12 protein-coding genes and 1 pseudogene are annotated in these 13,655 nt (G+C 64.3%); 8 read left to right on the plus strand and 5 right to left on the minus strand.

Going from position 1 to position 13,655, the window contains the following annotated elements; genetic code table 11:
- The 3 genes from ACNPN0_RS01095 to ACNPN0_RS01105 form a co-directional block, all read right to left on the minus strand.
- A partial coding sequence (locus tag ACNPN0_RS01095) for a hypothetical protein (RefSeq protein ID WP_448938830.1) occupies positions 1 to 710 on the minus strand: 710 nt, incomplete at its 3' end.
- Between the two features lie 311 nt (positions 711 to 1,021).
- Positions 1,022 to 1,882, minus strand: a complete 861-nt coding sequence (locus tag ACNPN0_RS01100) for a hypothetical protein (protein WP_448938494.1) — start codon at positions 1,880 to 1,882, stop codon at positions 1,022 to 1,024.
- Between the two features lie 15 nt (positions 1,883 to 1,897).
- Positions 1,898 to 3,346, minus strand: a complete 1,449-nt coding sequence (locus ACNPN0_RS01105) for a relaxase/mobilization nuclease domain-containing protein (protein ID WP_448938493.1) — start codon at positions 3,344 to 3,346, stop codon at positions 1,898 to 1,900.
- A 514-nt stretch (positions 3,347 to 3,860) separates the two neighbouring features.
- Here ACNPN0_RS01105 and ACNPN0_RS01110 point away from each other — a divergent pair.
- Positions 3,861 to 3,992: pseudogene (locus ACNPN0_RS01110) on the plus strand (LysR family transcriptional regulator); the annotation flags it as partial.
- Positions 3,993 to 4,085: 93 nt separating this feature from the next.
- Entirely contained in the window at positions 4,086 to 4,703 is a 618-nt protein-coding gene (locus ACNPN0_RS01115) for a LysR substrate-binding domain-containing protein (RefSeq protein WP_434692733.1), read from the plus strand.
- A gap of 46 nt (positions 4,704 to 4,749) precedes the next feature.
- On the opposite strand, the gene ACNPN0_RS01120 is transcribed toward ACNPN0_RS01115, so the two are convergent.
- Positions 4,750 to 5,436, minus strand: coding sequence for a phosphatase PAP2 family protein (locus ACNPN0_RS01120; RefSeq protein WP_434692422.1), 687 nt, complete (start codon positions 5,434 to 5,436; stop codon positions 4,750 to 4,752).
- 63 nt (positions 5,437 to 5,499) lie between these two features.
- On the opposite strand from ACNPN0_RS01120, the gene ACNPN0_RS01125 reads away from it, so the two are divergent.
- The 6 genes from ACNPN0_RS01125 to ACNPN0_RS01150 all read left to right on the plus strand — a co-directional run bounded on the left by ACNPN0_RS01125 (position 5,500) and on the right by ACNPN0_RS01150 (position 12,791).
- The gene (locus tag ACNPN0_RS01125) at positions 5,500 to 5,958 is read left to right on the plus strand and encodes a 23S rRNA (pseudouridine(1915)-N(3))-methyltransferase RlmH (protein ID WP_448938492.1); all 459 of its coding nucleotides are present in this window, start codon (positions 5,500 to 5,502) and stop codon (positions 5,956 to 5,958) included.
- Between the two features lie 63 nt (positions 5,959 to 6,021).
- Positions 6,022 to 6,486 carry a hypothetical protein gene (locus ACNPN0_RS01130; RefSeq protein WP_448938491.1) on the plus strand — a complete coding sequence of 155 codons (465 nt, stop codon included), beginning with the start codon at positions 6,022 to 6,024 and terminating at the stop codon, positions 6,484 to 6,486.
- A gap of 4 nt (positions 6,487 to 6,490) precedes the next feature.
- A complete protein-coding gene (locus ACNPN0_RS01135) occupies positions 6,491 to 6,952 on the plus strand; it encodes a hypothetical protein (RefSeq protein WP_400343036.1) in 462 nt (153 codons plus the stop codon).
- Positions 6,936 to 7,238: a transcriptional regulator gene (locus tag ACNPN0_RS01140; RefSeq protein ID WP_448938490.1), complete on the plus strand. Its 303-nt coding sequence runs from the start codon at positions 6,936 to 6,938 to the stop codon at positions 7,236 to 7,238. Before ACNPN0_RS01135 ends, ACNPN0_RS01140 begins: the two co-directional genes overlap by 17 nt.
- 39 nt (positions 7,239 to 7,277) lie before the next feature.
- Complete coding sequence (locus tag ACNPN0_RS01145) at positions 7,278 to 11,942, plus strand: ATP-dependent helicase (protein ID WP_448938831.1); 4,665 nt, start codon at positions 7,278 to 7,280, stop codon at positions 11,940 to 11,942.
- Between the two features lie 24 nt (positions 11,943 to 11,966).
- Positions 11,967 to 12,791, plus strand: coding sequence for a DNA-formamidopyrimidine glycosylase family protein (locus tag ACNPN0_RS01150; RefSeq protein ID WP_448938488.1), 825 nt, complete (start codon positions 11,967 to 11,969; stop codon positions 12,789 to 12,791).
- 22 nt (positions 12,792 to 12,813) lie between these two features.
- Here ACNPN0_RS01150 and ACNPN0_RS01155 read toward each other — a convergent pair whose 3' ends face one another.
- Entirely contained in the window at positions 12,814 to 13,650 is an 837-nt protein-coding gene (locus ACNPN0_RS01155) for a PhzF family phenazine biosynthesis protein (protein WP_448938487.1), read from the minus strand.
- Between the last annotated feature and the right edge of the window lie 5 nt (positions 13,651 to 13,655).

Here is a 13,655-nt window from a genome sequence, read left to right on the forward strand (position 1 = left end):
TCGTCTCCCTGTTCGGTCTCCACACCAAACATTGCAGCCGCTTCAGCGCGAGGAAGCGTGATGGAGCCATTACTATTTTCAGTTTTGTTCGCTGGCATAGCCACCACGATGCCAGAGGAATCGTAGGAAACTACATCTTTTACTGCGGTTCCGGCTGGAGCTGCAATGGTCACAGTTGTGGCCGTACTAGCGATAGCAAGCACCGGTTTGAAATCAGCCGCGGAGACAACCTTTGGAGCCGCCTCCACCTCATAACCATCTGACTCGCCGGAAACTGGGACCTCATCGACCGGGTCATCTGGGCTTCCTAGGGTCTCAGGATCTGCCAATGGTGCGGTCGGTGTTTCAGACAGCACCTGAACTTCTACTATTTTCCCATTCTTCGTTAAGCCTTCATAAAAGTCTTCCCCGGAACCGTCTCCATCGATCTTTTTTAAAGCAATATTCTGACCAGCTGGATCTTTCAGACTGATGCTTGATTTAGTGACAGTCATCGCTCCGAGATCTGAAAAATTAATCGGAAGGGGAGCAGGAGTTCCTACTCCTATCCCTGGTATCACGCTGTTCATTGCATTCTGGTCTGAGTCGGTGGCCGTTGATGATATCACAAGCTGCTCAGAACCAAATGCCGGTCCTGCGATTGCCCCTAGCATTAGAGACATCGTCACACCCCAGACAACCGTTTTCGTTCGATGCACAGAGCTGTTCATAGGTCCTCCCCTTTTTTGGCTTGATCTTATATCGATAAGCATGAATTACTGCTTTATGACTTTGAAGGAAACAGCCACCTGGCAGGTACTCAGTAGATGAATTCGTTCATATATTCAATGATTCCAGAGATCTCGAAACCTGAAATCTCAATTGAAGTACATTCAATGGAATTGACTTATCTACAAAAAGAAGAATAATGAAGGTTCTGCCTACACCTATGAACATCTGAAGCTATCAGTAAGACGATAAATGTTTTGGGGCCGTACCTAACAGGTACCGCCCCAAAAATTTTTGCAAATCGCTTCTGTTCTCACCGATCCAGGCCCGCTCGTTGGACTTGGATTCCATGGCCGCGGATCTTACGACCCTTGGGTGCTTTGGCCTTCCCGGCGCCCTTGACCGCATCGGTGGCGGGCTTGCCCTGACTGACGTCAGCCCGCATGCGCGTGGCCACCACCTCGCGGTCAATACCCTGGGCTTCGAGACTCTGGGCGGTGCCTGCACGGCGCTCGGCGCTGTCGTAAACGGTGCGCCCGTCCTCGCGGGCACGGTCGGCCTGTGCCTCGCGCTGTTCAGCTTCGGCGGCGGCACGCACGCGTTCCTCGGGGTCCGGCTCATGCTCGGCAGCCGCTCGGGATTCCCCGGCCCGGCGCTCGTCCTGGTCTGCCATCGTCATCAGCCGTCGCGCTTCGGCTCGTTCCTGCTCGGAGCGCGACTGTTCGGCGGCCGCGGCCGCCCGGTCGTGCTCCGATTTGGCCAGCTCGCGTTGGACCGCCTGGCGGACTGCCTCGGGGTCCGCTCCCGTGTTGTCGACGTCGACCGAGTAGCGGGTGCGCAGCTCATCGCGCATCCTCTGTTCAGCTCGAACCGCTTCGGGTTCTTCCTTGGACCAGGCGCGGGCCAGCTGGTAAGTGTGGCCGATCTGTTCCGGGGTGGCCCGGTCCCACCACTCGGCGCGATGTACGTTGCCCATCTCCGCTCGGGCGGCGCGCTGTTCTGCGGCGAACCGGGATTGCAGCTCGCGGGCTTCTTGCTCGCTGGACGCTTGCGCTCGGCGTAAAGCGTCCTCGCGGGCTCTGCCCATCCGTTCGGCAATTTGCCCGGCAGCGGTGACCAGGACCCTCAATTGGCCTTGGAAGGCTTCCTCAATTCCATCTGTTTCCTCGGCCATGATCGGCCCCCTTTTCTATCGTTCCGGGCCGCGGTCCGTACCCGGCTTGGTGGTCTGATGGGTCTTGGCTGGCTCGATCTTGTTGGGGATGGGTGAAGCCGCCGCGGTGGCGGGCTTGCCCTGCCCGGCGTGCAGCCGATTAAGCATGGCCTGTGCCTCGGGATCAAGCGTGCTCGGGCGTTCAATGGTTGCCGTGGCGGTGCCATTGGCGCTGGCCGCGGTAGGCACCTGAGGCATGGCGTCACGAACGCGGACCAGCCGTGCGCGAGTGTCCTCGGCCAACAGCTTCGCTTGCCGTGCCTGCTGTCCTGCCACGGAAGCGTCATACACTGTCTGGGTCAGACGCAAGAGCTGGCGCACCATTGCCGCCTGGGCGACAGTGCCCTGTCCCCCATGGGAGGCGCTAGCCAAGAGCATGGCTGTACTGGACAGGGCCACCGTGTCGGCCTTTTGAGGAGTGACGGTACGTTCATATGTTTGCGCCGAACGGGACAGCGCTTCGGCCGCGGCGGCGAGGTGTCCGGGCGTGCTCTCGGTTGCGTTGGACCAGGCGGCCAAGGCACCGGAGGTTTGGCGCGCCACAGTGGCCCAGGTGTCACGGTCATCGACTGGGACGGCGCGCAGCCGGTCCACCAGCTCACGCAGTTCAGCGTTGCGCTGATCCCACAATTCCGGATTGGGTTCGTGCGCTTCGCGGCCCGGTGCGACCACGCGGCGGCCGCGCTTAGCAGCGTTCCACTCAGCGGCGGCCTCGGTTGCTCCGGTGGGTGTATCGGGCCAGCCATCACGTAGCCGCGGCAGCGTCAGATCACGGCCAAGGTGTCCCCCGCCGTACCAGATCGGCCGTTCTCCGGCCTCGGGACGCTCGGCCACGGAATAGCCGGTAACAACGTCGGTTCGTCCATCTGCAAATCGGGCGCGGACCAGCAGCCCGTCACGGCGCATCCGGCGCACGAATTCCGCTTCGCTACTACTTGCCGTCGATGCAGCTCGCACCTTCAAGGAAAGCAGGAAACGCGGCTGGTCGGCGCGTAGCTCCGCAGCGATGTGTTCCTTGCGGTCGGCCCCGGAAAGGCACTCCCATGATGGGGATTTCTTGCCCTGCTTGGTGCGGGTACGTTCGTACTTTGCTCGGGCACGGGAACGTGCCTGGGCTTCGCGTTCGGCAGGATCAGAACCGTGGGTCGCGCGTTGGTCCTGGGCAGATTCCAGGGGTTCCAAACCATGCTCTACTTCAAGAGCTCGCGCGGCGGCCTGCGCACGACGGAAGTCGTTATGGACGGAGGCCTTGGTGCCATCCTCACGGACCAGGTTCACGGCCAGGTGTATGTGGTCATTGCCGTTCTTCGAGACTCCGTGATGCACGGCAACCCAACGGCACGGGGCCTTAGTCCCCTCGTTGTCGTCGAAGCCCATGGACTTCACGAAATCGTTGGCGATCGCGTTCCATTTTTCATCGGACATATGACTGGGGACTATGCCCGGATTGCACTGTTCTGCAAAAGGCATTCATAGCTAAGCAATAACGGGTAACAACTTACTTTGGATCGCGACATACACGACACCATATTTGGGACGTTGCAGCAAATGAATCTGCCAGTTATCCGCCCAGGGATCGCTCCTCCGACATGAAACTGGTGTCGATTAGGTGACACTATGATTGCATCATGAGTGGAACAGATTTTTGGGGCGCAGTGATCCCCGCGTGGCTCGGCGGTGTGGGTGGCTTAGCTGCAGCGATAGTCAGCAGTATCGCTCTCGTTAAATCCCTCAAAACTCAGGGAGGGGTAGAGACCCTAAAAGCCGCAGCGAATGCGGGGGGTGCTATCGAGACCACGGTGGCCTCGCAGAGTGTAGCCACGAACGAAAGGAACGTGCCGTCACCGCCGCCTGCACAGAGCCGGGTGAGCTGGACTGCCTGGCACGAGGCCAGAAACAAGTATCGACTCCGCAATGACTCAACACACTTGCCGTCGCAGAACACAAGAACTTCACGCGCGCTGCCCAAAGCTGCCATGTGGTCCAATCGGCCTTGAGCCACCAAATCAAGGTATTGGAGCACGAAATCGGGACTCAACTATTCGCTCGAACTAGCCGGAAGGTCGAACTGACCGAAGCCGGGGTTGCCTTCCTGCCATCGGCGCGAGCAAGCCTGGAAGCGGCAGAGCGCGCTGTCTCCGAGGCACTGGCCACCACCGGCGAAATCCGCGGCAAACTCAGCGTCGGAATCATTCCTACGGTTACCGGGATCGATCTGCCAGCTGCATTGGGGGAATTCCACCGCGACAACCCCGTAGTCCACGTCAGCTTAAGCACCGGGGACAGCAATGCGTTCATCGAGTCCATTCGGGCCGGTTCCATGGACGTTGCCGTGCTTGGCCTCCCCGGCAGCACCGCTCCAAAACAAGTAGCTTCCCGGATTCTCGCTCGTGAACGACTCGTTGCCGTGCTAGATGCCGGGCATCGACTGGCAGAAAATCAGCGCCTGAGTCTCGTTGACCTATCTGATGAGCTTTTCGTGGATTTTCCTGCGAATTCACCGGGGCGAGCGCAGTCGGACATAGCGTTCGACTCCGTGGGAGTGTCCCGACACGTCGCATTCGAAGCAACGAACGTTGATCTGATGCTTGATCTCACCGCTCAGGGCCTGGCGATTGCTTTGATGTCCGAAGCGCTGGTTCCGTCCAATCGCGGACTTGTTGCCATCCCGCTGTCCGACGGGCCCTCACGCACGGAATACCTTGCCTGGAGTGAATTCAATCCCAGCCCGGCTGCCCTCGCCTTCATTGCCATACTGGAGAAGAACTTCAAGGTCCGATAGAGCGTCCACGTATTCTGGCGGCACGGCATTGGCAGGACCGGTGAAACTAGGGCTTCTGCGGCCGCGGCACGAAGTAGTAGTGCAGGATCGCCACGACGGCGGCCCATGCGGCCCCGATCAGCAACCCCACGAGCACGTCAGAGACCCAGTGGTGCCCGATGTAGATTCGGGAAGCTCCCATCGCCAGGACGAATAGCGCCGCGACGATGGAGATCAGGTACGCGTAGCGGCGCAGCCCGTAGATGATCGCCAGGTAGCTGGCGATGCCGATCAGCGCGGCCGAGTTCAGCGTGTGCCCGCTTGGGAACGAAAAGGTCTGCGGCGGCGCCGGGCCTCCGGGAACGCCTTGGGGACGCGGCACCTGGAGGCTCGTCTTGAGAATAACGGTCAGCAGGACCGAGACCAGTGCAGTGAACGCGATGGCCGCCAACGGCCACGCGCTGCGGGTTTTCCAGCACAGCAATGAGGTGATCACCAGCATGATCATGGTCATTCCCGGTGTGGATCCCCAGAAGTACAAGAAGTCGGAGACCGCAAACAGGAACGGTGACTGGTGCTCCAGTGCCCATTGGTAGGCTGGGGCATCCAGATCCCTAGCCCATCCGCCCGCGTGCAGGGAGACCAGCACCCTGCGGGTGAAGTAGAACATGGCGACAACCAGCCCGAAAATGATCCACAGCACCTGTGCGCCGCGGGAACGTTGGCCTTGCCGGAAATACCATGAGGATCGCATGGCTTCCATCGTATCGGGGCGAGCGCGAAGCGCTGAACTCGATCGATGCGGAACAATGGAAGCATGACAATCAAGGTGCTGGCAGTTGGCAAGAAACACGAATCCTGGGTGGACGAGGGAATTTCCCGCTACGAGAAGCGGCTGAAGAAGCCCTTCAATCTCACCTGGCAGCTGCTGAACCATTCCTCGCGCGAGAACGACGCGGCCCGCACCGAGGAGTCTGCCCGCATCCTGGCGAAAATCGACGACCGCGACTTCGTGGTTCTGCTCGATGAGCGCGGAAAGAACGTGGACTCCCCCGCGTTGGCCAATACTTTGCGCACCCCGATTGATGCTTCGCGCAACGTCGTGATCATCATCGGCGGCGCGTACGGCGTGGACGTGTCCGTGCATGCGCGCGCCAATTTCACCTGGTCGCTTTCGAAGCTGGTCTTCCCGCACCAGCTGGTGCGCTTGATCCTCACCGAGCAGCTCTACCGTGCGCAGGACATCCTGGCAGGCGGGAAGTACCATCACGTTTAAGCCATTCCCTTGACGTTCCAACTTGGAAAGACAAGACTTTCCATAACGGAAAGTGGGGAAATCATGGCTGAGGGGCAAGAACGAATCGACAAGCTGACCGCCGAGGAACGCCTGGCCTCCGTGGACCAGGCCTCGAACAAGATGGTCGCTGCCGGCACTTCTTCCCGGGCCACCCTCTTCGTGTACGTGGTGCTCGGGAGCACCGCGATGAGTCTTGAACATGTCCTTTCGCCGAAGATGGCTCTGGGGTTATTCGCGGCGGCTGTCCTTGCAGCCATAGTGCACTACATGATTACGCGCAGCCGCGCCAAGATGCGCCCTTTGCTCAGCAGCTCGGCAACCTACGGCTGGTACGCGTTCCTGGCTTCAATGATCGTGATGTGCCTGCGCTTTTGGGTCGCCGAGGACCCTTGGAGCATCGGTGCGAAATTAGTCGTTTCCTGCACCGCCTTATGGCATTTGCTTTCCTCCGCGCAAGCGGCATGGGACAAGGACCGTGTGCAAGATGCCCAGGAAATGGCGGTCTAGCCAGGTGAACAATTCGCAGATCCCCTCGGAGCGCGAAGCCGCTTCCCAACTCGCCGCGGCCGAAGAAGCCGCGAGCGGCACCGTCAGCGCCACCGAAGCCCCCGGGGCATTCATGATTGTCCTGGGCCTCGTCACGGCGGCAATCTTTTCGCTCTACGGAGTCATCGACATCGCCCTTTGGTACTGGTCGCCGGTGCTCTATGTGCCATTGATCGCCTGGTACGCCTACTGGTCGCGCCAGCGGCCCAAGTCCCGTCCTGCATTGAGGCACTCGGGCAAATACATCGCTGTCATGCTGTTCATGATGCTCGCCCTGCAATTGTGCACCTTCTGGATTCCCCAGACTTGGCTGTTCGCGATACCCAAATTCCTCGCATTGGCCGCTGTCTTCACCGGTTCCCTGTGGATCATGCGCCGCGAAACCATCAAATCCCGCATCAAGGATGGAAATGAACAAGCCATCTAGCAATGCGCAATTCGACGAGCTGATCCACGCACCCATCCGCCTGCGCATTTGCGCCAGCCTCGCCCCGGTGCAGGGGGCAGAATTCGCGCACCTTCGCGGCATCCTCGATGTCGCCGACTCCGTCTTGAGCAAGCACCTCAAGCAGCTCGCCGATGCCGGGTATATCGGCATCGAGCGGTTCACCAAGCTGGGGCGCAGCCATATGCGCGTTTCGCTGACCAAATCCGGACGCCGGGCCTATGTCAGCCATGTGGCGGCCCTGCGGGAGATCACGGCGGGCGGATAATGGCCGATCTTGTCGTTCGCAGAACGTAGTATCGATTCCATGAGCGATGTCCTGTCCCGGTTCGGCGCAGCCACCCGCAAGTGGTTCACCGACGTCTTCTCCGCGCCCACGGTTGCCCAGAGTGGCGCCTGGGAATCCATCTCGGACGGGAAGCACACCCTGGTCATCGCGCCTACCGGCTCGGGCAAGACCCTGGCCGCGTTCCTCTGGGCGCTGGACCGGCTGCACCACGCGGAACTTGACGCTCCAGCATTGCCGGGGATGGACTCCGATGCCGATCATCCAACGGGCAATGGCACCAAGGTGCTCTACATTTCTCCGCTGAAGGCCCTCGGGGTCGATGTGGAGCGCAACCTGCGTTCGCCGCTCGCTGGCATCCGCGCCACCGCGCACGAAATGGGCTTGTCCCAGCCGTCGGTATCTGTGGGAGTGCGCTCGGGAGACACTCCGGCCAATGACCGGCGCAAGCTGCTCAAGGACCCGCCCGAAATCCTGATCACCACGCCCGAGTCGCTGTACCTGATGCTCACCAGCCAGGCACGCAAGACCCTTGCCGAGGTGCACACCGTCATCATCGATGAGGTCCACGCGATTGCCAATACCAAGCGCGGAACCCATTTGGCCCTGTCACTGGAACGGCTCGACGCGCTGCTGCCCGCCCCGGCCCAGCGCATCGGGCTCTCTGCCACCGTCGAGCCGCCCGAAGAAGTGGCCCGCTTCCTGGCCGGATCCGCCCCGGTGAACATCGTGCGCCCGCCGTCCACCAAGAAATGGGAGTTGGCGGTGCGCGTCCCGGTGGAAGACATGACCGACCTGCCTTCCGCGGCCGGAGCGCATGATCTGGGTCCGGGTTCCTCCCCCGCGGCATCGGCGAGCATCTGGCCGCATGTGGAGAACCAGCTGGTGGATCTGGTGCTGGAGAACCATTCGACCATCATCTTCGCCAACTCCCGCCGGCTGGCCGAGCGGCTGACCGGGCGGCTGAACGAAATCTACGCCGAACGCGAGGGATTCAGCGCCGAGGATGCTTCCACCTCCACCCCCGCCGCGATGATGGCCCAGGCCGGCTCCACCGCTGCCGCGCACCCGGAAGCTCCGTTATTGGCCCGTGCCCACCACGGCTCGGTGTCCAAGGATTCGCGCGCCCAGATCGAGGAAGACCTGAAGCTGGGCAAGCTGCGCGCCGTGGTGGCCACCAGCTCCCTGGAACTCGGCATCGACATGGGACTGGTGGATCTGGTGATCCAGGTCGAATCCCCGAACTCGGTCTCCTCGGGGCTGCAGCGCGTGGGCCGTGCCGGGCACCAGGTCGGCTCGGTCTCCCGGGGCGCTTTCTTCCCCAAGCACCGGGCGGACCTGCTCTCCACCGCCCTGGTGGTCACCCGCATGCGCCAAGGAGCCATCGAGAAGATGGTGATCCCCGCCAACCCGCTGGATGTGCTGGCGCAGCAGACCCTGGCCGCGGTGGCCATGGACGACTTGGACGTAGAGCAATGGTTCGACACCGTGCGCCGCGCCGCCCCCTACCAGCAGCTGCCGCGCAGCGCCTATCTGGCCACCTTGGACATGCTCTCGGGCAAGTACCCTTCGGATGAATTCGCCACGCTCAAGCCGCGGCTGATCTGGGACCGGGACGCCGGCACCCTCACCGCCCGGCCCGGCGCGCAGCGCCTGGCCGTGATTTCCGGCGGCACCATCCCGGACCGCGGGCTGTTCGGGGTTTTCCTGGCCGGATCCGAGAATGACAAGGCACCCAAGCGCGTGGGCGAGCTGGACGAGGAAATGGTCTACGAATCGCGCGTCGGGGACATTTTCGCCCTCGGGGCGACCAGCTGGCGCATCGAGGACATCACCCACGACCGGGTGCTGGTCACCCCGGCCTTCGGCCAGCCCGGAAAGCTGCCCTTCTGGCACGGCGACGGGCTGGGACGCCCGGTGGAACTCGGAGCGGCGCTGGGCGAATTCACCACGAAGCTGCTGGCCAGCGAACGCACCGAAGCGGCCGAAGTGCTGCACGGCAGCGGGCTGGATCCGTTCGCCGCGAACAATCTGCTCAACTACCTGGACGAGCAGCGCCGGGCCACCGGCCAGGTGCCCAACCACCAGAATTTCGTGATCGAGCGCTTCCACGACGAGCTGGGCGACTGGCGGGTCATCCTGCACTCCCCGTTCGGCTTGGCCGTGCACGCCCCGTGGGCGCTGGCCGTCGGCGCACGGGTCCGCGAACGCTGGGGGCTGGACGCCTCGGCGATGGCCGCCGACGACGGGATCGTGCTGCGCATCCCCGCCATGGATGATGAGCCGCCCGGGGCGGACCTCTTCGCCTTCGAAGCCGACGAGATCATCGAGGTGGTCACCTCGCAGGTGGCCAATTCCGCGTTGTTCGCCTCCCGCTTCCGCGAATGCGCCGCCCGCGCGCTGCTGCTGCCGCGGATCAACCCGACCAAGCGCACCCCGCTGTGGCAGCAGCGCCAGCGTGCCAGCCAGCTGCTGGATGTGGCCCGCAACTACCCGGATTTCCCGATCATCCTGGAAACCGTGCGCGAATGCCTGAATGATGTCTATGATCTGCCGGCATTGTCCAGGATCCTCTCCAGCATCTCCTCGCGGGCCATCCGCCTGGTGGAAGTGACCACCGAGCTGCCTTCGCCCTTCGCCCAATCCCTGCTTTTCGGCTACGTGGCGCAGTTCCTCTACGAATCCGACGCGCCGCTGGCCGAACGCCGCGCCGCCGCCCTGAGCCTGGATCCGGTGCTGCTGGGCGAATTGCTCGGGCGCAACGACGTGCGCGAGGTGCTGGACCCGCAAGTCATCTCGGCCTTGCAGGAGCAGCTGCAGCATCTGGCAGCCAACCGCCGGTTGGCGGGCATGGAAGGCGCCGCGGACCTGCTGCGCCTGCTGGGTCCGCTGGATGCCGGGCAGCTGGCCGCCAGGCTGCGCGATCCGGCCGATGACGAGGCGGCGCTAGATCCTGCCAGCGCCCGGGCCCACGCCGAGGCCCTGGTTTCCACGCGCCGGGCTTTCACCCTGCGCCGCTCCGGCCAGCTGGTGTACGCGGCCATCGAGGATGCCGCCAAGCTGCGCGATGCGCTGGGCACCCCGCTGCCCACCGGCATCCCGGCGGCCTTCCTGGAGCCTGCCACCGCTCCGATCCAGGACCTGGTCTCGCGCTTCGCCCGCACCCACGCCCCGTTCACCCTCGGGGAGCTGGCCGCGCAGCTGGGACTGGGCGTCGCGGTGCTGCGCCCGGTTCTCGACCAGCTGGTGGCCGCCGGCCGCTTGTCGCTGGGGGCCTTCCGCCCGCTGGAGCTCGTCCCCGAAGGCGTGGCCGGCGACGAATACTGCGACGTGTCGGTGCTGCGCACCATCCGCACCCGATCCCTGGCGGCACTGCGTGCCGAGGTGGAGCCGGTGGACCAGGACACCTACGGGCGCTTCCTTCCGGCCTGGCAGCAGATCGGTTCTTCGCTGCAGGGAGCCGACGGCGCCTATGAAATCGTTGCCCAGCTCGCCGGCGCCGAGGTCCCCGCCTCCGCTTTGGAGTCCTTCGTGCTCCCGGCCCGGCTGAGGGGCTACCAGAATTCCTGGCTGGATGAGCTGTGCAGCTCCGGGGATATCCTGATCTGCGGCGCCGGAGCCGCCGGCGGCAAGGACGGCTGGCTGTCGCTGCACACCGCCGAGCATGCAGCGCTGAGCCTTCCCCAGCCCGATGCCAGCGCGCTGCAAGCCCTGGACCTGCGCGTGCTCCAGGCCTTCGAGTCCACCGGCGCCTACTTCGCCGAGGAGCTGGCCGGACGCATCCACCGCAGCGATGAGCCGGCGGCCAGCAGCCACGAGGTCGCCGAATCCTGCTGGAGGCTGTTCTGGGCCGGGTATATTTCCCCGGATACCATGGCGCCGATCCGCGGCTATCTGGCCGGCGGAAGCACCGCGCACAAAATCGCCAAGCCCGCCCCGCGGGCCCGCGCCGCACGATTGAACCGGCTCTCCGGGCTGAACCGGCTGGCCCGGGAACAAGCCGGCGGGCCGGCGCGCGGCTCGCGCGGCGCGGCCCGCTGGTCGCTGCTGCCCGCACCGGTAGCGGACCCCACGATCAGCGCCCACGCCACCGCGGAAATCATGCTGGAACGCTACGGGGTGCTCACCCGCGGCTCGGTGGCCGCCGAGTCGGTGCCCGGCGGCTTCGGCCAGCTCTACCGGGTGCTCTCGAAGCTGGAAGAAGCTGGCCATGCCCGGCGCGGCTACTTCGTCGAGAAGCTCGGCGCCGCCCAGTTCTCCACCTCCACCACCATTGACCGGCTGCGCGGATTCCAGCTGGCCGATGACCCGCGCCGCCAGCCGGTGGCCACGGTGCTGGCTTCCACCGATCCGGCGAACCCCTATGGCGCGGCGCTGGCTTGGCCTGCGACCGAAACCGGGCACCGCCCCGGGCGCAAGGCCGGCGCAATCGTCGGGCTGCTCGACGGGGTCCTGAGCCTCTATCTGGAGCGCGGCGGTCGCACGGTGCTGACCTTCGGGCAGCTGCCCGAACCGTCCTGGCGCATCCTCGCCACGGCGATGGTCGCCGCGCTGCGCACCGCCCAGGTCGACAAGATCGCCATCGCCACGGTCGACGGGCAGCCGGTGCAGGACCATCCGGTCGGCGCCGCCCTGCTGGGCGCCGGTTTCTATGCGACGCCCCAAGGCATCCGCTTCCGCCGCTGACCCGCTATCGAAGGAGCGCTGCCCATGCCCGAAGGCGATACCGTCTACCGCGCCACCGCCCGCCTGCACCAGGCGCTGGCCGGCGAAATCCTGCTGGCCTCCGATTTCCGCGTCCCGGCCCTGGCCACCGTGGACGTCGCCGGGTACACGGTGCGCGAGGTCATCCCCCGGGGCAAGCACCTGCTGATGCGCCTGCAGCCGCCGGCTACTGCGAACCCGGCCTTCGCCCAGCCTGCGCTGACCTTGCATTCGCATCTGCTCATGGAAGGGCGCTGGGATCTCTATGCGCCAGGCGAACGCTGGAAGCGCCCGGCGCATACCGCCCGGGTGGTGCTGGAAACAGCAAACGCCACGGCCGTGGGCTTCGAGATCGCCCAGGTGAAACTGCTGCCAACCGAACAGGAGTCCGAGGTGGTCGGCCATCTGGGACCCGACCTGCTCGGGCCGGACTGGGATGCGCAACGGGCGCTGGACAACCTTCGCGCCGATCCGCAGCTGGGCATCGGCCAAGCGCTGCTGGACCAGCGGATCATGGCCGGGGTGGGAAATGTCTACCGCAGCGAGATCCTGTTCCTGCGGCGCGTGCATCCGCTCACCGCGGTGGGCGAGGTGGCCGGCCTGCCGGCAATAATCGAACTGGCCCACCGCTTGCTGGTGGTGAACAAGGACCGGTCGCGGCGGGTGACTACCGGGCAGCCGCGCACCCGCGACCCGCTGTGGGTCTACGGCCGGGCGTCAAAGCCCTGCCTGCGCTGCGGAACCCGCATCGGGCTGCTGCGCATTCCCTCGGCTTCCACCGGTGCCGAACGGGACTGCTACCTGTGCCCTTCCTGCCAGCCAGCGGCCTAGGCGGCGGGGCGCGGCTGCAAGCCTAGAGGTCGACTTCGCCCTGCACGCAGCTGCTCACGTCGCCTCCCACCCAGACCACGCCGTCCTCCACGCGCAGATGCACCCGGCCCTGGTACCCGATCGCGGTGCCTTGGGCGGCGATGTAGCGTTCGGGAGCCAACCCGGAATCGGCCAGCCACCGGGCCAGGCCCGCATTGAGGCTGCCGGTGGCCGGGTCTTCCCACACTGGATCCCCGCCGACGAAAGCACGCACTTCGAACTGCGTGCCGGCCCCTGGCTCCTGCGGACCTGCAACCCCGATGGCCAGCGTCCCCAGGGCGTTGGGATCCGGGGCCAAGGCCAGTACCTGCTGCGCACTGGAGAGCCTCACCCCGATCCATTCCGGGCCGTTGACCAGCCACGAGGCATCCTGGATCTGCTCCCGGGGAATCGCCAGTACCTCGGCGATGCGCTGCACCAGCAATTCGGCAACCGGTTCGTAGCGGGTCAGCGGCGGTGCAGCGAACCATAGCCGTTGCGGCTCAACGCGTACCTCCACCAGCCCGGCGGCGCATTCCTGGATGACCCGCCCCTTCTTCTTGGGAACCCCGCCGGCCTTCAGCCAGGCAAAGGCCGAGCCCAGCGTCGGGTGGCCGGCGAAGGGGAATTCCTGGGTGGCAGAGAAGATCCGCACCCGGTAGTCGGCGGCCGGATCCTCAGGTTGCATCAGGAACGTGGTCTCGGCCAGGTTGGTCCACTTGGCAAATCCTTGCATCTGCCCGCTGGCCAGGCCTTCTGCATCGTGGACCACAGCCAAGGGGTTGCCCAGGTATGCAGTGGGAGAAAAGACGTCGACTTCGCTGTATTTACGCATGGCCATCGAAC

Source organism: Glutamicibacter sp. AGC84, from assembly GCF_053543575.1.

Bases quoted from the DNA above. Each gene is read 5' to 3' on its own strand.
- ACNPN0_RS01145 (WP_448938831.1), top strand. From the start codon at position 7,278: ATGAGCGATGTCCTGTCCCGGTTCGGCGCAGCCACCCGCAAGTGGTTC.
- ACNPN0_RS01150 (WP_448938488.1), top strand. From the start codon at position 11,967: ATGCCCGAAGGCGATACCGTCTACCGCGCCACCGCCCGCCTGCACCAG.
- ACNPN0_RS01130 (WP_448938491.1), top strand. From the start codon at position 6,022: ATGGCTGAGGGGCAAGAACGAATCGACAAGCTGACCGCCGAGGAACGC.
- ACNPN0_RS01155 (WP_448938487.1), bottom strand. From the start codon at position 13,650: ATGGCCATGCGTAAATACAGCGAAGTCGACGTCTTTTCTCCCACTGCA.
- ACNPN0_RS01140 (WP_448938490.1), top strand. From the start codon at position 6,936: ATGAACAAGCCATCTAGCAATGCGCAATTCGACGAGCTGATCCACGCA.
- ACNPN0_RS01100 (WP_448938494.1), bottom strand. From the start codon at position 1,882: ATGGCCGAGGAAACAGATGGAATTGAGGAAGCCTTCCAAGGCCAATTG.
- ACNPN0_RS01120 (WP_434692422.1), bottom strand. From the start codon at position 5,436: ATGCGATCCTCATGGTATTTCCGGCAAGGCCAACGTTCCCGCGGCGCA.
- ACNPN0_RS01125 (WP_448938492.1), top strand. From the start codon at position 5,500: ATGACAATCAAGGTGCTGGCAGTTGGCAAGAAACACGAATCCTGGGTG.
- ACNPN0_RS01105 (WP_448938493.1), bottom strand. From the start codon at position 3,346: ATGTCCGATGAAAAATGGAACGCGATCGCCAACGATTTCGTGAAGTCC.